Source organism: Vibrio sp. R10-SG3-ISO3 (genome assembly GCF_059834225.1).
Genome location: NZ_JCBDHE010000034.1, coordinates 135,372 through 152,404, shown reverse-complemented (window position 1 = coordinate 152,404; position 17,033 = coordinate 135,372). Strand labels below are relative to the sequence as shown.

15 protein-coding genes and 1 pseudogene are annotated in these 17,033 nt (G+C 50.6%); 8 read left to right on the top strand and 8 right to left on the bottom strand.

Annotated features, from left to right (window positions below; genetic code table 11):
* The 3 genes and pseudogenes from AC6R1A_RS08745 to AC6R1A_RS08735 all read right to left on the bottom strand — a co-directional run.
* Positions 1-140: transposase (locus AC6R1A_RS08745; RefSeq protein ID WP_500646172.1), on the bottom strand; the 140-nt coding region annotated here is incomplete at its 3' end.
* A 61-nt stretch (positions 141-201) separates the two neighbouring features.
* Positions 202-336 (bottom strand): annotated as a pseudogene (locus tag AC6R1A_RS08740) (GrpB family protein); the annotation flags it as partial.
* Between the two features lie 1,245 nt (positions 337-1,581).
* Complete coding sequence (locus AC6R1A_RS08735; protein ID WP_500632539.1) at positions 1,582-1,785, bottom strand: hypothetical protein; 204 nt, start codon at positions 1,783-1,785, stop codon at positions 1,582-1,584.
* Between the two features lie 926 nt (positions 1,786-2,711).
* Between AC6R1A_RS08735 and AC6R1A_RS08730 the strand changes: the two genes are divergently transcribed.
* A complete protein-coding gene (locus AC6R1A_RS08730) occupies positions 2,712-3,674 on the top strand; it encodes an integron integrase (protein ID WP_500632550.1) in 963 nt (320 codons plus the stop codon).
* Here the strand turns inward: AC6R1A_RS08730 and AC6R1A_RS08725 are convergent.
* A complete protein-coding gene (locus AC6R1A_RS08725) occupies positions 3,671-4,708 on the bottom strand; it encodes a lactonase family protein (protein ID WP_500632551.1) in 1,038 nt (345 codons plus the stop codon). The genes AC6R1A_RS08730 and AC6R1A_RS08725 overlap by 4 nt on opposite strands.
* A 382-nt stretch (positions 4,709-5,090) precedes the next feature.
* Between AC6R1A_RS08725 and AC6R1A_RS08720 the strand changes: the two genes are divergently transcribed.
* Together AC6R1A_RS08720 and AC6R1A_RS08715 are read left to right on the top strand one after the other, a co-directional pair.
* Complete coding sequence (locus tag AC6R1A_RS08720) at positions 5,091-5,744, top strand: recombinase family protein (protein WP_500632540.1); 654 nt, start codon at positions 5,091-5,093, stop codon at positions 5,742-5,744.
* Positions 5,744-6,955: a multidrug effflux MFS transporter gene (locus tag AC6R1A_RS08715; protein ID WP_500632541.1), complete on the top strand. Its 1,212-nt coding sequence runs from the start codon at positions 5,744-5,746 to the stop codon at positions 6,953-6,955. Before AC6R1A_RS08720 ends, AC6R1A_RS08715 begins: the two co-directional genes overlap by 1 nt.
* A 7-nt stretch (positions 6,956-6,962) precedes the next feature.
* Here the strand turns inward: AC6R1A_RS08715 and AC6R1A_RS08710 are convergent, their stop codons facing one another.
* Positions 6,963-8,390 carry an NAD-dependent succinate-semialdehyde dehydrogenase gene (locus AC6R1A_RS08710; protein WP_500632542.1) on the bottom strand — a complete coding sequence of 476 codons (1,428 nt, stop codon included), beginning with the start codon at positions 8,388-8,390 and terminating at the stop codon, positions 6,963-6,965.
* 174 nt (positions 8,391-8,564) lie between these two features.
* On the opposite strand from AC6R1A_RS08710, the gene AC6R1A_RS08705 reads away from it, so the two are divergent.
* On the top strand, positions 8,565-10,412 hold the full coding sequence (locus AC6R1A_RS08705) for a cation:proton antiporter (protein WP_500630609.1): 1,848 nt from the start codon (positions 8,565-8,567) through the stop codon (positions 10,410-10,412).
* Between the two features lie 88 nt (positions 10,413-10,500).
* Here the strand turns inward: AC6R1A_RS08705 and AC6R1A_RS08700 are convergent, their stop codons facing one another.
* Together AC6R1A_RS08700 and AC6R1A_RS08695 are read right to left on the bottom strand one after the other, a co-directional pair.
* Complete coding sequence (locus AC6R1A_RS08700) at positions 10,501-11,463, bottom strand: magnesium transporter CorA family protein (RefSeq protein ID WP_500632543.1); 963 nt, start codon at positions 11,461-11,463, stop codon at positions 10,501-10,503.
* A gap of 114 nt (positions 11,464-11,577) precedes the next feature.
* Positions 11,578-12,420 (bottom strand): LysR substrate-binding domain-containing protein, encoded by an 843-nt coding sequence (locus AC6R1A_RS08695; protein WP_500632544.1) that lies wholly within the window; start codon positions 12,418-12,420, stop codon positions 11,578-11,580.
* 103 nt (positions 12,421-12,523) lie between these two features.
* Between AC6R1A_RS08695 and rimK the strand changes: the two genes are divergently transcribed.
* From rimK to AC6R1A_RS08675, 4 genes are read left to right on the top strand one after another with little or no spacing between them, the layout of a single operon-like run.
* Positions 12,524-13,429, top strand: a complete 906-nt coding sequence (rimK, locus tag AC6R1A_RS08690) for a 30S ribosomal protein S6--L-glutamate ligase (RefSeq protein WP_334552982.1) — start codon at positions 12,524-12,526, stop codon at positions 13,427-13,429.
* Between the two features lie 5 nt (positions 13,430-13,434).
* Positions 13,435-14,466, top strand: coding sequence for a succinylglutamate desuccinylase/aspartoacylase family protein (locus tag AC6R1A_RS08685; protein WP_334552984.1), 1,032 nt, complete (start codon positions 13,435-13,437; stop codon positions 14,464-14,466).
* Positions 14,466-14,915, top strand: a complete 450-nt coding sequence (locus AC6R1A_RS08680) for an ATP-dependent zinc protease family protein (RefSeq protein WP_334552986.1) — start codon at positions 14,466-14,468, stop codon at positions 14,913-14,915. The genes AC6R1A_RS08685 and AC6R1A_RS08680 overlap by 1 nt, the downstream gene beginning before the upstream one ends.
* A 6-nt stretch (positions 14,916-14,921) precedes the next feature.
* Complete coding sequence (locus AC6R1A_RS08675; RefSeq protein WP_500632545.1) at positions 14,922-15,785, top strand: mechanosensitive ion channel family protein; 864 nt, start codon at positions 14,922-14,924, stop codon at positions 15,783-15,785.
* Between the two features lie 49 nt (positions 15,786-15,834).
* Here AC6R1A_RS08675 and AC6R1A_RS08670 read toward each other — a convergent pair whose 3' ends face one another.
* Complete coding sequence (locus AC6R1A_RS08670) at positions 15,835-16,971, bottom strand: glycerate kinase (RefSeq protein ID WP_500632546.1); 1,137 nt, start codon at positions 16,969-16,971, stop codon at positions 15,835-15,837.
* Positions 16,972-17,033: the final 62 nt, after the last annotated feature.

Here is a 17,033-nt window from a genome sequence, read left to right as displayed (position 1 = left end):
TGACTGACCCAGCGGCGGAGTACTGTCTCCCCAACATCCAAAGATCGACTGGCTTCAGCAACCGAATAGCCTTGATCCAGCACTAGGCACGCGGCCTCTAATTTAAACTCAGCAGTAAATGAGCGACGCTTTCTAGTCATTAAACACCTCTTGTTACGGTGGCAAGTTTACCACCTAAAGTGATGTCCGGAATCATTAAACCACTACATTAGGGATAGAGGAGGCTCCAATATGCTCAATAGATGCATCTGGAAGTAAAGCAGCTATCTCAAGTTCGTATTTACGATACAAGCTTTCGCAAGATGCCTGATATTCATCTGCTTTGTAAAACTGCATATTTTCTCCCAAAAGGCATAACGCCTTGCTAAGTGGCGCCTGCGATGAACACACAAAACCTACTGCACTCCAAGCCAAAACCGCCGAGCGTTTGGCGTCCACTTGAGTAACTTGTTAGTTGGCTAGTTCGTTGCTCTGCCAGAAACGCCACCGTACGAAAAAGTAAACCACCGCAGCCAAACGCACAACACTGAACCCAAAGTTACCACTATTTACTCAAAGCAATGTGAACCACTGCATTTCAGCAGAGAAAGCAGACAAAACACACCGCCTAAACCTTTTACGACGACAACGCCAACGAGCAGATTGAAAGCCAACAACGTTGCATCTGAAACACCAAAATTCCAAGCAACTTTACGCCCACGATTCTAACCACCAATCTGCACGAAACCAAAATGAGGCAAATCCACGAACATTGAAAAGCGCTTGGTATGAGTGATTCAAGAACTGACACCGACAATGCGAAATTGCCGATGACACTGGACGAATGGCCAAAGAAGACATTGAACTAGCCCCAAAAATTCACCCGCCAACTAACGCCTTGCTAAGTGGCGCCTGCGATGAACCAGCAAAACCCACTGAACTCCAAGCCAAAACCGCCGAGCGTTTGGCGTCCACTTGAGTAACTGGTTAGTTGGCTAGTTCGTTGCTCCGCCAGAAACGCCACCGTACGAAAAAGTAGACCACCGAACCCAAGCACACAACACCGAAACCAAAGTTACCCACTATTTACTCAAAGGAGTGTGAGCCACTGCATCTCAGCAGAGAAAGCAGACTAAACGCACCGCCAAAACCTTTTACGACGACAACGCCAATGAGCGGATTCCAAGCCAACAACGTTGCATCTGAAACACCAAAACTCAACACAACTTTACGCCCACGATTCTAGCCACCAACCTGCACGAAACCTCAATGAGGCAACCCACGAACATTAAAAAACACTTGGTTCGAGTGATTCAAGAACTGATACCGACAATGCCAAATTGCCGATAACACCAGACGAATGGCCAAAGAAGACGATGAACTAGCCCTAAAAAATCACCCGCCAACTAACGCCTTGCTAAGTGGCGCCTGCGATGAACCCGCAAAACCCACTGAACTCCAAGCCAAAACCGCCGAGTGTTTGGCGTCCACTTGAGTAACTTGTTAGTTGGCTAGTTCGTTGCTCCGCCAGAAACGCCACCGTACGAAAAAGTAAACCACCACAGCCAAGCGCACAACACCGAAATCAAAGTTACCCACGATTTACGCAAAGTAACGTGAGCCACTGCATTTCAGCAGAGAAAGCAGACTAAACGCACCGCCAAAACCTTTTACGACGACAACGCCAATGAGCGGATTCAAAGCCAACAACGTTGCATCTGAAACACCAAAACTCCACGCGACTTTATGCCCACGAAACTGGCAACCAACCTGCACGAAACCAAAATGAGGCAAATCCTCGAACATTGAAAAGCGCTTGGTTTGAGTTATTCAAGAACTGCCACCGACAATGCCAAATTGCCGATGACACCGGACGAATGGCCAAAGAAGATGATGAACTAGCCCCAAAAATTCACCCGCCAACTAACGCCCAATTAAGGGGTGAACAACGCCTCCACCCAAACCTAAAGCATTGTGACATAAACACAAAAATTGAAGTAGAAGCAAAAATGCCAAGCGTTGAGAATCCCTCTTAAATTGTTTGTTAAGTTTTTGCTCAGGTTAGCAGCTTAGTTAAAGCAAACACGACTCCTACAATAACTGCTACCCAGAAAATCTTGCTAGCTAAGTACGCTAGAACTCCTACTATCGTTGCGGCTGCCCAAATCACTGTAGGGTATAAAACGAAATAACCCAACAAACCTAAAACAATGATTGGAATGACGTAGTGCATGTAATTAGGCTTTCTCGATTTCGTAAATTAAATCAACCAACTGCGTTGCTTGGACATCATCCCATCTTAGATAGCTGCTCAATGAACTAGTGCCCGAATCTTTTCCTAGGACTCGCTGGCAGATTGCTTGGTGATCTAATGAGGCAGAAACCCACACTTTGTTGGACTGTTGGCAAAAGTAAGTTGAGCCTTTCAAATTGTCCTTTTGGATTCTTTTTTTCCATGTATCCACTTTCTGAGTAGTTATGTTTATTGCCACAATATCCTCCTAGAAACTTAACGCTTTATATACAACCCCAAACCACCTAACCCAACCAACTAGCGCCGCCTATTCTGCATCGTTTCTGTGAACGGAATCTGCTAAATCCTTGCAAAACAACTCGCTAAAGGATGAACCCTTATGATACTGGTCGCAATGTGCGGCAAAGTGCAGTCTAACACCAATAGGGCAGCGTACACTGTTTTATATCCGTTAACCGACACACAAAACGTCATGAAAATCCAATCACCGTTTCTGCAACAAGTGACCGATTATATGCGAGCATCGCACTATGCCAATAAAACGATTGAGGCTTACGTGTCGTGGATCAAACGCTATATTCTCCATCATAATAAGCAACATCCGAGCACGCTTGATGTCCAGCATGTTGAGCAGTTTCTCTCGCACCTATCGCTTGATCGAAATGTCGCGGCGAATACTCAGGCTCAAGCACTAAACGCGCTGGTTTTCCTCTATGAGCATATCTTGAAACAGCCGATTAAAGTCGACATCCGATATCGAAAAGCGACCAAACAAAAGAAACTGCCAGTGGTGTTAACCAAACAAGAAATCCGCGCGCTGCTCGAGCATACCAATCCCAAATGGCGTTTGCCTATCCAGTTGATGTATGGCTCAGGTTTAAGGGTCAAAGAGTGTGTCAGGCTGCGCTATGGAGACATCGATTTTGATTTTTACGCGTTGCGTATCCACATCTCCAAGGGGAACAAAAGTCGCATTGTGACCTTGGCCAAAGAGCTGTGTCCTGCGCTGCATCAACAAAGAGAAGCGGTGGCCCGCCTTTGGCAAACCGACCTGCTCGCACCGGAGTATGCCGGTGTAATGATGCCTAACGCGCTAGACAAAAAGTATCCGGGCGCCAACAAAACGCTCAATTGGCAATTTCTGTTTCCTTCCGACAGGCTTAGTGTCGATCCCGCATCCAATCAAACTCGCAGGCACCACATTGATGTCACCACCATTCAACGAGCGATTAAAGCGGCGGCCAAACGGGCCAAGATTGAAAAACCGGTGACCTCCCATACGCTGCGCCACTCGTTCGCCACGCATCTTCTTGAGAGTGGCGCCGACATTCGAACCGTGCAAGAGCAGCTTGGTCATACGGATGTCAAAACCACTCAAATCTATACCCACGTGATTGAACGTGGAGCAAGCGGCGTTATCAGCCCATTTTCAACGCTTTAAGCTTGGTATTCCACCAAGCAGACAGGCGCATCAATTGAGCACTCATAACCGGTGGGCCTGAATGCATCACTGAGGGTCTCTCGATGAAAACTGACGATGTTATTGGAGTGCTGATTGGCCACCAGCAGCCAATGCTCACACGCGCTCAGGGTAAAATCGCGCGGGAACTGACCTTGTGTATCGACTCTGCCAATATTCTGAGGTGGGGTCACTGAGACATCCAAAATAGAGAGGCAGTTCTGCTTACGACAAGAGACGTACACGTAGCGCTCATCTTGGTTAAGGTAAATCGCACTCGCCGCCTCATAGACTGTCTCTTCTGGCAATAGCGGGATCTCAGCGCTCTGAGACCAGCGGCCTTGAGAATAGGTCAGCACTGCAAGCGTTTCAGAGAGCTCACACACCACATAAGCGAGGTTGCTAGCTTGATTGAATACAAGGTGACGCGGTCCACTGCCGGGAGAAAGGGCCACGGAGTAGTCCAGTTCAAACGACGCGAGCGAATCTTGATGACGATAAAAATGGACCCGATCACTGCCTAAATCGACCACCACTAAATGACCATCGATAAAGGTGACTTGATGCGCGTGCGGGCTTGATTGGCGGTGAGTCTTAGGTCCAAATCCGTCAATAAAAAGCGTTGTCGACGTAGAAGAAGGGTGATGATTCTCATCGAGTAAGTGAACACTTACATTTCCACTGCCATAGTTAGCAACAGCGACAAACCGTTGAGCGGCATCGATGGCGATATGGCAAGGCGCATCGCCGTGGATCGGCGCACAGTTCATTGATCCATACTTATCCGTGGGTCGGAGATGGACAACTTGCGCCCCCTCTTGCTCAGACACCTCCGAGAAGGTGTAGAGCCCAGTCGAGGTGTTCACCAGATAGGAAGGATTACGCAACTCACACACATCCTCTAAACGTGTGATTTCTCCTGTCTGGGTATCTAGGGCGATGCGGGCAATGCCGCGGCTTTGGCTAGGGGCATCGGTGTAGGTGCCGACGTAAAAATGTCTCTGCGATATGGTCATAATGTGTGTCTTGATGGCGTTTGTTCTACCATGCCGCCAGCAGACGCTGGCGGCAATCGTACTGAGCGATCTGTTATCGAAAGTGTGAAGTAGCCTCTCAGTCGGCGTGACGATGGCGACAATGATTTCATCCATGATGATGGCATTCTCATCAATCACCTGCTGATAGTTCGTGCGCTTGGATCACCAACCGCTGGATGAATCAAAATGACAAGGCGCCAACAACGGCACCTTGTCACGTACTCACGTAAACTTCTCACTTCCCCTCGTAAGAAGTGTAAATGGCTCATTTGGTGTTTGCATAAATTATGAACCCGAGTATAGTGAACTTAATTATGAGCCAATACATTATTTGGACCTTTACGTTAACTAAGGAGTCACTATGGCGACTTACCTCTATACTCGCTTCTCACCCAAAAACCGAGCGTATCAAGAACACTTGGCCGCACTACAAGCACACACCGGCGATGCCAAGCACTTTGAAGACCAAGTACAAGGCTGCGTGCCACCCAATGAACGGGAGCAATTTCAATCGCTCTTCAACAATCTACAATCTGGCGATACGCTGGTGATTTGGTGGTTCACCGTGTTTGGGCGTGATTTTAGCCAAGCTCTCGCAACAATCGAGGATATTCTCGACAAGGGCGTGACACTGCAAACCCTTTGCCAACCCATGACCTTTGCGCCTAATTCCGCAGAAACACAAACGCTACTGAGTATGCTCAGCGGCTATGCGCAAGTACAGACACAGCATCGCTTGTTTGCCGCCGAGCAAGGGCGCCGAGCACTCAAGCGTCACCCTGAACAATGGAAACAGAAGTTTCGTGGTAGACCTGCCGATCGCAGCAAGCACAAACAGATTGCCGCGCTGCTCTTTGAAGGCCTTACCTTAGCTCAAGTTGCCGAGCAGTGTGATGTCAGTTTATCGACCGTCAAACGCGTTAAAGCCAAGCTCAGTGAGCATGACCACGAAGGTGAATTGCGCCGCCGCGATCATGGAAAACACGCTCACTTTACGCGCAAAGGGGACCGTTAATGGCCAAGGCGATTCACTTTCGCTCCATCTTACTGGCGTGTCTTGTCATCAGTATCGGTCAACTCAGTATGGGGTTGGTCTTTCCAGCGCTGCCTTGGATCGCAAAAGATTTCGCGATCACGCTTGATGAAGCGCAGTTGTTGGTCGGTATTTACCTGCTCGGCTTTGGTCCTTCGCAATTTATCTACGGCCCTATCTCTGATGCCTTGGGTCGCAAAAAGGTGCTGCTGACTGGGCTGCTTATTGCGATGTCAGGTCTTATGCTGATCATTGCGCTGAGCGACTCATTTATGGGCATGGTCGCGGGGCGCTTTCTACAAGGGCTCGGCACTGGCTGCTGCGCAGTATTAGCGCGCGCTTCGACTCGTGACCGATTTAGTGGCCCAGAGCTGCCTGTGGCGATGTCATACATTGCGATGGCGGCGTCTATTACCCCACTGATGGCGCCGGTGCTTGGCGGCTTTATCAACTTTCACTTTGGCTGGACGATGGTGTTCGTCTCACTGCTCGGCTATCTCGGATTAGCCTGGGTGGTGATTGCGCTCCGTTTTGATGAAACGCTGCACAGCACCAGTGCCATCCCCTCGCCAAAGGCGATGGTGAGCCAATACCGTACTCTGCTAACCTCGCGCTACTTTATGAGCTTTGCTAGCATCGGCTGGCTTAATTTTAGCTTGATGATCACCACGGTGTCGGTGATGCCGTTTATTATGCAAGATCACATCGGCATGACCTCCGACGAATACGCGATGTGGGCGCTGATCCCAACGCTGGGTATGTTGGCAGGCACGAGCCTGTGCAACCGAGTAAGACCGCTGATTGGCACCAAAAGAATGCTGCTGTTTACCCCCGCCCTACACCTCAGCGCAGCGCTGTGGCTGTTCTTTTGTCCGGTAGAGCCACTGTTTTTGATGTTGGGTCAACTGTTGATGATATTAGGCAATGGTATTGCGCTGCCTTGCGCGCAAGCGATGGTAATGCTGCCCTACAAAAAACAAGCGGGCGCGGCGGCGGCGATGTCGGGAGGCGGGCAAATGGTTGTCTCTGCGCTAGTGAGTATGACGCTAGTGCAGATCGGTCTCAGCCAGGCTTGGCATTTATCGTTTGTCATCGCACTGTTTGCGGCGGTGACCCTGAGCAATATTTTGCGCGGGTTTGATGAAGTTGAACGCTCAGCCGCAGCCGAGCGCTCTGCACTTTCCACCGATTGACTTAGCGCTATACGCCACCAAAGCAGAGGTATTTGATGTCGAGGTACTCATCCAGTCCCTGCTTAGCACCTTCTCTGCCGATACCAGACTGCTTTACGCCGCCAAATGGCGCCACTTCGGTAGAGATAATCCCTTCATTGATGCCAACCATGCCGTATTCCAGCGCCTCGGCGACCCGCCAAGCTCGGCCAATATGCTGAGTGTAAAAGTAGGCGGCGAGACCATATGGCGTGTCGTTGGCCTGCTCAATTAACTGCGCCTCATCGTCAAAGGCGATGATGGGCGCGATGGGGCCGAAAATTTCATCTTGGACCAGTGCCATCGTGTGCTCAACATTTGTCAGCACCACTGGCGCCATAAACTGCCCGTCTAACGTCCGCGCTTTGTTGGCAACGACCGCGCCTTGCGCTGTGGCCTGCTCCACCAGCGATAGGAGATTTTGTTTGGCTTCATGGGTAATGATGGGGCCTATCTCCACGCCTTCGTCGAGGCCATTACCAACCGTTAACGCCTCCACTTTCGCGACAAATTTCGCCACGAATAAGTCGTAAATCTCACGCTGAACATAAAAGCGGTTGGCACACACGCAGGTCTGCCCAGCATTGCGAAACTTAGAGGCGATGGCCCCATCTACCGCCGCGTCTACATCTGCATCGGCAAACACGATAAAGGGTGCGTTCCCGCCAAGCTCCATCGATGTGCGTTTAACGTCATGTGCGCTTTGCGCCAGCAAGGCTTTGCCCACTCGGGTAGAGCCAGTAAACGAGAGTTTGCGAATCAACGGAGAAGAGGTAAACCGCTCACCCACCTCTGGGGCGCTGCGCCCAATCACCACCTGAAACACATCAGAGTGGATGCCCGCCTGATACGCCAACTTGGCCAATGCGAACGCGCACAGCGGGGTGAGCTCAGACGGCTTAACGATAAAGCTGCATCCCGCCGCCAACGCCGGCGCCGCTTTGCGGGTGATCATGGCTATCGGAAAGTTCCAAGGCGTAATGGCGCAAGCCACACCCACCGGCTGCTTAATAGTCACAATGCGCTTATCCCCACTCGGTGCGGGGATGGTTTCACCGTAGGCTCGCTTTCCCTCTTCTGCAAACCACTGAATAAAGCTCGCGCCGTAGGCCACCTCACCTCGCGCTTCGGGCAGCGGTTTACCTTGCTCAAGCGTCATCAGGGTTGCCAGTGCTTCTTGGTGTTCAAGCAACAATGCATGCCAGGCAAGCAGGCGATTCGCCCGCGCTTTGGCGCTCAGTGCCGCCCACTCAGGCTGTGCCTTATGCGCGCGCCCGATGGCCTGCTCTATCTCTTGCGAAGTGCTAACGGGCACCATGCCCACTGGCTCGCCTGTTGCAGGGTTATGCACGGCAAGCCCAGCGTCGGTGTCTGGTAAAAGCAATGAAATCTCGCTCGGATCAAGCCTATTTTCCATGATGTTCCCCTAACTTGACTATTCTTACTGATTGACAGTTCTTACTGACTGACCGCTCTTGTTCACTGAACGTATGGATTTTCACTCTAAGTGGATAAGAAAAAGGGTGCAAGCGCCCAGTTTCAGTTGTAGCTTGAATTTAAAAGATATCATCCATTTTCAAAAGGAATAACAATGAGTTCAGAGATGATCGCCTTGACCCTAGCCGGTGTCGGGGTTCTAGGATTAGTCTGTCAGTGGGTCGCATGGCAACTTAAACTGCCGGCGATTCTATTTTTGTTGATTGCTGGATTGCTAGTGGGGCCAGTGCTTGGCCTGTTCTCACCCGAGCAAGCCTTGGGCGATCTGTTTTTCCCCATCATTTCACTGGCTGTTGCCGTGATTCTGTTTGAAGGCAGCTTGACCCTAAACTTCAAACAAATAAGGGGGATCAGTAAAAGTGTTTGGAGTATTGTCACCATAGGGGCAGTGATCTCTTGGATCATTACCTCGTTCGCGACCCATTATTTGCTTGGCCTAGACTGGACCATCGCCTTCCTCTTTGGCAGCTTAACCGTGGTGACAGGGCCAACGGTGATCGTGCCACTGCTACGCACGGTCAGGCCAAGCTCACGCCTGGCCAATATTTTGCGCTGGGAGGGGATCTTAATTGACCCATTAGGTGCGCTGTTTGTGGTGATGGTGTATGAATTCATCGTCTCACAAAGCGAAGTGCACAGCTTAGCCGTGTTCGGCACCATATTGGTGGTCGGTTTTGGTTTGGGCATCGCAGCAGGCGTGTTGGTGGCCGCCATGATGCGCCGCCATTGGTTACCGGAGTATTTACAGCCGTTTGCCGTGCTGACCATTGTTCTAGGGGTATTTGCCGCCTCCAATTATCTTGAGCACGAATCGGGTCTTTTGACCGTAACCGTGATGGGCGTATGGCTTGCCAACGTCAAAGGGGTGAGCATTGCGCACATCCTCCATTTTAAAGAGAACCTCACCATTCTCTTTATCTCTGGTCTGTTTATTCTGCTCGCCGCGCGAGTGCAAGTATCCGACTTTGAGCAGCTTGGTTTCGCGGCGTTGGTGCTGTTTGCCGTCATCCAGTTGGTGTCTCGGCCGGTGTCGATTTTCCTGTCCACGGCGCGCAGCCAGCTGTCGACCAAAGAGAAAGCCTTCCTCGCTTGGGTTGCCCCGCGCGGTATCGTTGCCGCTGCGGTCTCTTCCCTGTTTGCCATTAAACTGACCTTTTTGGAGGTCGAAGGTGCAAACTTGCTGGTACCACTGATCTTTATGGTCATCATCGGCACCGTAGTGCTGCAAAGTGCCACGGCCCGCCCGATCGCGGCTTGGCTGGGTGTCGCAGAGCCTTCGCCAAGAGGCTTTTTGATTGTGGGTGCCAACGATGTTGCGCGCAAAATTGGTAAAGCGATTTCAACCTACGATTGCCGAATTCTGATGGCCGATTCCAACTGGGACTACGTACGCAAAGCGCGCATGGACGGGTTTGATAGCTACTACGGCAACCCCACCTCGAGCCATGCCGAAGACAACCTCGACCTGATTGGTATTGGTCAGGTGCTGGCGGTCACCCCCGACCAACATTTCAACTCTATTGCCAGTGTGCAACTCGCGACCGACTTTGGCCATCGCAAGGTGTTTTGTCTGCATGAAAAGAAAAGCGATGAGTCACAAGATAAGCATACTCACAACTCTGAACACGCCTACTCCCTGCTGCTCGGTGGCACAGTCAGCTATAAAAAGTTGGCCAGTATGATTGGTCAAGGGGCTGAAATGAAGCACACCAAGATCAGTGATAACTTCACCTTTGAGGATTACAAGACGCAATACAAAGACGCCACCGTGGTGCCGTTGTTTGTGGTCAATGTGAAAAACCGCATCCAGATTGTCAGCCAGCCTGATGAACTCAAGCCCGTGGCGGGCGAAATCATGGTGTCACTGATCCACAGCAAAGAGAACAATCACAAAGAAAGCACTCTCAAAGACAATAACGGCCGAGAGGCGAAAGCCGAATAACGGTACTCGGCGAAGCATCACACGCCAAGCCATAAAAACCCATCGCCCACCGATTTGGTGGGCGATGGCGTTTATGAATAACCGCTCGCTACAACCAGCGTTTGCGCCTAAAGACGTACAATAGCGCCGACGCGACACCAATCATCACACCCCACAACACAAAATAGCCGTGCTCAAACCGCAGCTCAGGAATGTATTCGAAGTTCATTCCGTAGATACCGGCAATAAAGGTCAGTGGCACGAAAATCGCTGATACCACCGTCAATAGCTGCATGGTCTTGTTCAGTTGATGCGAGCTCAGCGAGATGTAACCTTCAATCAAGTCGCCGCACAAGTCGTAGTACATAGAAGTTAAACTTTCGAGACGATCGAATTTATCAAACACATCACGGAAGCTGTGTTTCACCTCTGAATCGTTCATATCAATGAAGGCCAGCTCTTCTTCCATCACCTGATCAATCAACTTCACGTGGTAGGACTGCACGCGGTGAATTTTACGCAGATGGGATTTAAGCAAAATCAGTCGCTGCATCAGCTCATCACTGGATTGCGTCAGCATGCCATCTTCCAACTCACTGATTTCATCTTCCGCTTCTAACACCGCATCGGTAAAACGCTGCGCCGAGGCGTTCATGATTTTACTCAACAGCAAGCTTGGTGAACGCAAATACTTCGCCAGCGATTTGTGCGCCGCTAACGCTTCAATACCGAACGAGTGCTCCACACGGCGGGTGATCAGGATGTTTGCCCCGACAAAACAGGAAAGCGCCATGGTTTTTAAATCGAGATGCTCTTCAACATGACTAAAACCGCGATAAAGCACGAAAGTATGCTGATCAAACTCTTCCACCTTAGGCGGACGGCGATCGCGCTGCGCATCTTGAATGGCTAATGGGTGGCAGCCTAGCTTAGCGAGAAGCTCGGCTTCCTGCTGAGCGGGCTCTTCATAAAAATCTAACCAAATGTGGCCACCTTGAGTTTGCCACTGAGTGATTAACTCCTCGCCGCCTTCGGACAACTGATTGTCATGCAGATAAAACGCTTTTAGCACTCTGACGCTCCTTAATTTTCAAGCCCAACCGTGATTTTTTACGGTTAAAAAGTGAGTTGATAAAAAAAATCGAACAATTAACGGGATAAAACAAACATTATCTAATGCTGAAGGTTATCTAATACTATAGGGAAACAGCATCAGTGAATCCTCAATCAGCTCACGTTTGTGGCTGCTGGCCAAGTAAATCGCATAGATATCACGATGAAACGTCGGCGTATTGGGCACCAAATGCAGTTGCTGACGTCGCAACTGGGCAAAACACATCTGCCGCGGCAAGTACGCCGCCCCGCCCGCCTCGAGAATAAATGAGAGGGCAACATTGGGCTGCGTCATATGATGCCTTGGCGCGAGCTCTTCGCCAAAGTGATGGGAAAACATAGAGTTAATCGCATCACCGTAATCCACCATCACAAAGCTCTCTAGCTCCGACGCTCCCCTTACTGGCGTCGTACTGACCAACACCAAAGGGACAGTGCAGAGCTTTTTCGCCACGACTTCATCGGTATGTGGCGGCTCAAACAGAAACGCGATATCTAAGATTCGGTTGAGGACTCGTTTACGCAATTCCACCGATGAGTATGTGTGAGTGTAAAGATGGACATCATCAATATTACGGTGAATTTTTTGTAACCAGTCATGCAGCACGATATCCCAAATGGACATCATGGCACCTAAAAATAGCTGCGAGCCATCGCTGTCTGTCACGCCGACTTCTTGCTTAATTTTGTGCCACATCGCCATCATGTCGTTGGCGTGCTTGACCATTTTATCGCCTTCTGCGGTCAGTTTTAGGCGCTTGTTAGCGCGATCAAACAACATCACCCCCAACTCATCTTCAAGCTGTTTGATTCGGGAGCTGACCGCCGCCTGCGTCAGGTGTAAGTTCTGAGCAGACATCCGAATATGGAGCGTTTGGCTCACTTCAATAAAGGTCTTTAGTAATTCAATCTTCATCGGATTTGATAAATTTTTTCAAACAAACTGTAAGAAATATAGAGTTTTGCTTATCGATTTTCAAAGACTACAGTTAAGTCGCACAAACACAAAGGAGTGCCTCATGAAAATCGCTATTCTGTCTCGCAATAAAAAACTCTATTCCACTCAGCGTCTCGTCGAGGCGGGTATCGAACGTGGCCACGAAGTCGATGTGATCGACACTCTACACTGTTACATGGATATAACAAGCAGCCGCCCTACCGTGCGTTATCACGGTGAAGAGCTGCCGCTGTACGATGCGGTGATTCCGCGTATTGGCTCTTCCATCACCTTCTACGGCACTGCTGTGGCAAGGCAGTTTGAAATGATGGGCACCTTTAACGTCAATGAGTCGGTGGCGATTAGCCGCTCTCGTGACAAATTGCGCTCGCTACAATTGCTGTCTCGCAAAGGCATTGGTCTACCAAGAACAGGCTTTGCAAGCAAACCGGACAACATCAAAGACTTGATCAAAAACGTCGGCGGCGCACCGCTGGTCATTAAATTGCTTGAAGGTACCCAAGGCATTGGCGTGGTACTTGCGGAAACCTCTAAAGCGGCGGAGAGCATCATCGAAGCCTTTATGGGACTTCAAGCGAACATTTTGATTCAAGAGTACATCAAAGAGTCTGGCGGCGCTGACATTCGCTGTTTGGTGATTGGTGGACGCGTGGTTGCTGCAATGAAGCGTCAAGCGGCGGAAGGGGAGTTTCGCTCCAACCTGCACCGTGGCGGCTCTGCGGAGATCATTCGTTTGACCAAAGAAGAGCGCGAAACGGCGGTCAATGCGGCCAAAGTGATGGGCTTGAATTTCTGTGGCGTTGATTTGCTGCGCTCCAACAGCGGCCCGATGGTGATGGAAGTCAACTCCTCTCCAGGTCTAGAAGGCATTGAAAAAGCGACCAACCTCGATGTGGCGGGCAAGCTGTACGAATTTATTGAGAAAAACGCCAAATTTAACGCCAACAAGACGCGTGGCAAGGGTTAATAAGCATGACAGAACTGAAGATTGGCGCTCACACGATTAAGCCGGGCGAGCGTAAAAAGATTGCGCTGCCAGTAGCAAAGCTGTATACAGACGCCGAAGTTTCGCTGCCGGTGTATATCGTGCGTGGAAAACAGGCAGGGCCGACGATTTTCGTCAGTGCCGCGGTACACGGTGATGAGCTCAATGGCATTGAAATTGTCCATCGCATCATCAACATGAAACGCTTTCGCGTCCTGCGTGGTACGGTGATTTTTGTGCCTATGGTTAACGTGCATGGTGTGATTCATCAAAGCCGTTATTTACCTGATAGACGCGATCTCAACCGCAGCTTTCCGGGCTCGCCTAAAGGGTCCCTCGCGGCTCGAGTCGCCAATATTTTTAAAACCGAAATCATCGACAAATGCCAATACGGTATCGATTTGCATACTGGCGCGATTCATCGCACCAACTTGCCACAGATCCGGGCTAACGTTGAAGATGAGGTGACCGCAGAACTGGCCAACGCCTTTGGTGCGCCTGTGGTACTGCACTCGGAAGAAATTGACGGCTCACTGCGCGATTGCGCCGCCAACTCGAATACCAAAGTCTTGGTGTATGAAGGAGGTGAAGCACTGCGCTTTGATGAGACCTCGATTCGTATGGGCACCCGTGGCGTGATTCGCGTCCTGCGCCATCTCAACATGGTCAGCAAAGGTCGCAACCAACGTAAAGGGGTCCCTGAGCCTGTGGTCGCTCGTGGCAGCCAATGGGTGCGCGGCAGTGCCAGTGGCATCGTCAGACACAAGTACCAGTTGGGTGACTACGTCAAGAAGGGCGATGAACTGGCTACCATTAGCAGTGCGTATGGTGAAAAGTTGGCGGTGATTGTCGCGCCTCGCACAGGAGTCATCATCGGTAAGCAAAACATTCCTTTGGTTCAAGAAGGCGAAGCCATGTATCACATCGCCTATTTTGATGAAGATGAAAAAGCGGTCGCCGAACAGATAGACAAACTGTCTGAAGACGTCGCCTCTAGAGAGATAAAAGAAGGTCTGTAATGAAAAGCAGCAACACAGAAAAAGTCATTATTGGTCGCTTAGAGAACATTTCCTTGCCTGAACTGGGCATTGATAATCTCACCGTGCGAGTGGATTCAGGCGCGCAAACCTCGTCCCTACACGTTGATCACATTAAGCTTATCAAAGTGAACGGAAAACCCGGTATTCAGTTTGATATTCACCCAGAAGTGCACGACGTCGACAAAGTGGTGCGATGCAAATCTGAGTTGTATGACCTGCGCAAAATCAAGTCATCCAACGGTATGTCAGAGCAGCGCTACGTGATTGAAACGATGGCCAAATTGGGCGAGTTAGAGTGGCCGATTCAAATCACGCTCACTGACCGCTCAGACATGACTTATCTGATGTTGCTGGGCCGCCAAGCGATGGGCAAACGCTTTTTAATCGACCCTGCGCAGGTATTTTGCGGGTCTAGCATTCAGGAGTAGAACACTATGTTTGAGCAAGCCATTTCATGGTTAGAAATGACGCTCTTTACCTTTAACGAACAACCGATCACCTTGTGGGCCATTTTGATGGTCCCTACTTGGGTGGTGGTGAGCTTGTGGATCGCGAAATTGATGATCAAAGCGGTCTCATCAAGGCTGGCGTCCAATGGCAAAGATCCCAACATCATCCATTTGATTGAGCGGATTTTGTTTGTGATTGCCCTTGGCATGATCTTCCTCACCACCTTGTCGATGCTCAACATTCCGATCACGGCGTTTGCGTTTCTCTCCGGCGCTATTGCGATCGGTTTTGGTTTCGGCGCACAAAACATCATCAACAACTTCATCAGTGGTTGGATTTTGATTGGCGAAAAGCCGATTCGAATCGGCGACTTTCTTGAGGTGGAAGGCGCAAAGGGCAAGGTGGAGCAAATCAACACCCGCTCGACCCGTATTCGCCGTGTCGATGGCGTGCATATGTTGATCCCAAACAGCAAGTTGCTTGAAAATACAGTGATCAACTGGACGCTACGCGATGAACTGGTGCGCGCGTCGGTTGTCGTCGGTGTGGCATACGGCAGTGATGTTCGCTTAGTCGAAAAACTGATGCATGAAATCACCACCAACAACCCAAAGGTGCTGCCTAAACCTGAACCCAAAGTCTTTTTCCAAGACTTTGGCGACAACGCGCTGATCTTTGAATCTTTCTTCTGGATTCACTCGCAAGTTGAAGGAGGCATCCGATCCGTCTCAAGTGAGATTCGCTTCGAGATTGACGCCGCGTTTAACGAGCACGGCATCACCATCGCCTACCCGCAGCGTGATATTCACCTCGACGGGGCCATCAAAATAGTGCGAGAGCCGCGTTAAATGGCAAGGAAGGGAGCGTGCTGCTCCCTTACTAATCTTTTGAAAATGCTCACTTAACACAAAGAGCCAGCGCCGCCGCAACGTTTCTCGCCGTCAGCTCCACATTGAAGGCGGCTTCTTTTAGTGCAGTAGGAAGATCGGTCGCGCCGAGTACGACGCTAAAAACGGCATCAAGCCCATGTTGATGGACAATCGCACAATCTTTAGCAAGGCTACCGGCAATACCGATCACAGGAGTATCGTAGCGTTTGGCGGCTTTAGCTACACCGATGGGGGTTTTACCATGAATGGTTTGGCTATCGATGCGTCCTTCACCTGTGATCACCAAATCCGCACCTTGGAGGTGAGAATCAAGCGCCAGCGCTTGCATCACAATATCAATGCCGGGTGTCAGCTTCGCATGAAGCACGCCCAGTAACGCCGCCCCTAGACCACCAGCGGCGCCCGCTCCGGCCTGATGTTTGACCATAGCCCCAGTGGTACGCTCAATGATGTCAGCATAATGCGCCAAGTTGTCATCTAGCTGCTTCACCATCGCCGGTGTCGCCCCTTTTTGCGGACCGAACACAGCAGAAGCGCCAAGCTCACCACACAGTGGGTTGTCCACATCGCACGCGACGTTAAGCTCCACCTGAGTCAAGGTAGGATGGAGTCCACTGAGATCAAGGCAATCTAGCTCACGCAACGCACCGCCACCGAATGCGATCTCATTGCCTTGTCTATCCAGACAACGCGCGCCAAGCGCCTGCAACATGCCGACTCCGCCATCGTTGGTCGCACTCCCACCAATACCAATGATGATGGACGTGACGCCCTGTGCGATGGCAGCGAGAATCAACTCTCCCGTTCCATAGCTGGTGGTGGTAAGCGGATTGCGATCCTCTGCGGCAACGAGATGAATGCCCGATGCCGCGGCCATCTCTATCACCGCAGTGCGGCCATCACCCAGCAATCCATAAAACGCCTCAACAGGCTCGCCCATCGGGCCGGTTACCACTGCAGGTACAATACTGCCTCCCGTGGCATCAACCAGCGACTGCACTGTGCCCTCCCCGCCATCGGCCATCGGCAACTTGATGTAATTCGCATCCGGCCAAACGGTGCGGCAGCCTCGCTCAATCGCATCAGCGACCTCCATCGCGGTTAAGCTTTCTTTAAATGAATCTGGTGCAATCACTACTTTCATCGGTTTTCCTATTTCGCCAAGCACAAATGAGTATCACCAGTATAGAATGGCTTGAACGTCAT

Bases quoted from the DNA above. Each gene is read 5' to 3' on its own strand.
- AC6R1A_RS08735 (WP_500632539.1), bottom strand. From the start codon at position 1,785: ATGTTCGAGGATTTGCCTCATTTTGGTTTCGTGCAGGTTGGTTGCCAG.
- AC6R1A_RS08705 (WP_500630609.1), top strand. From the start codon at position 8,565: ATGAGTTCAGAGATGATCGCCTTGACCCTAGCCGGTGTCGGGGTTCTA.
- rimK (WP_334552982.1), top strand. From the start codon at position 12,524: ATGAAAATCGCTATTCTGTCTCGCAATAAAAAACTCTATTCCACTCAG.
- AC6R1A_RS08680 (WP_334552986.1), top strand. From the start codon at position 14,466: ATGAAAAGCAGCAACACAGAAAAAGTCATTATTGGTCGCTTAGAGAAC.
- AC6R1A_RS08720 (WP_500632540.1), top strand. From the start codon at position 5,091: ATGGCGACTTACCTCTATACTCGCTTCTCACCCAAAAACCGAGCGTAT.
- AC6R1A_RS08675 (WP_500632545.1), top strand. From the start codon at position 14,922: ATGTTTGAGCAAGCCATTTCATGGTTAGAAATGACGCTCTTTACCTTT.
- AC6R1A_RS08710 (WP_500632542.1), bottom strand. From the start codon at position 8,390: ATGGAAAATAGGCTTGATCCGAGCGAGATTTCATTGCTTTTACCAGAC.
- AC6R1A_RS08685 (WP_334552984.1), top strand. From the start codon at position 13,435: ATGACAGAACTGAAGATTGGCGCTCACACGATTAAGCCGGGCGAGCGT.
- AC6R1A_RS08715 (WP_500632541.1), top strand. From the start codon at position 5,744: ATGGCCAAGGCGATTCACTTTCGCTCCATCTTACTGGCGTGTCTTGTC.
- AC6R1A_RS08725 (WP_500632551.1), bottom strand. From the start codon at position 4,708: ATGACCATATCGCAGAGACATTTTTACGTCGGCACCTACACCGATGCC.
- AC6R1A_RS08670 (WP_500632546.1), bottom strand. From the start codon at position 16,971: ATGAAAGTAGTGATTGCACCAGATTCATTTAAAGAAAGCTTAACCGCG.
- AC6R1A_RS08695 (WP_500632544.1), bottom strand. From the start codon at position 12,420: ATGAAGATTGAATTACTAAAGACCTTTATTGAAGTGAGCCAAACGCTC.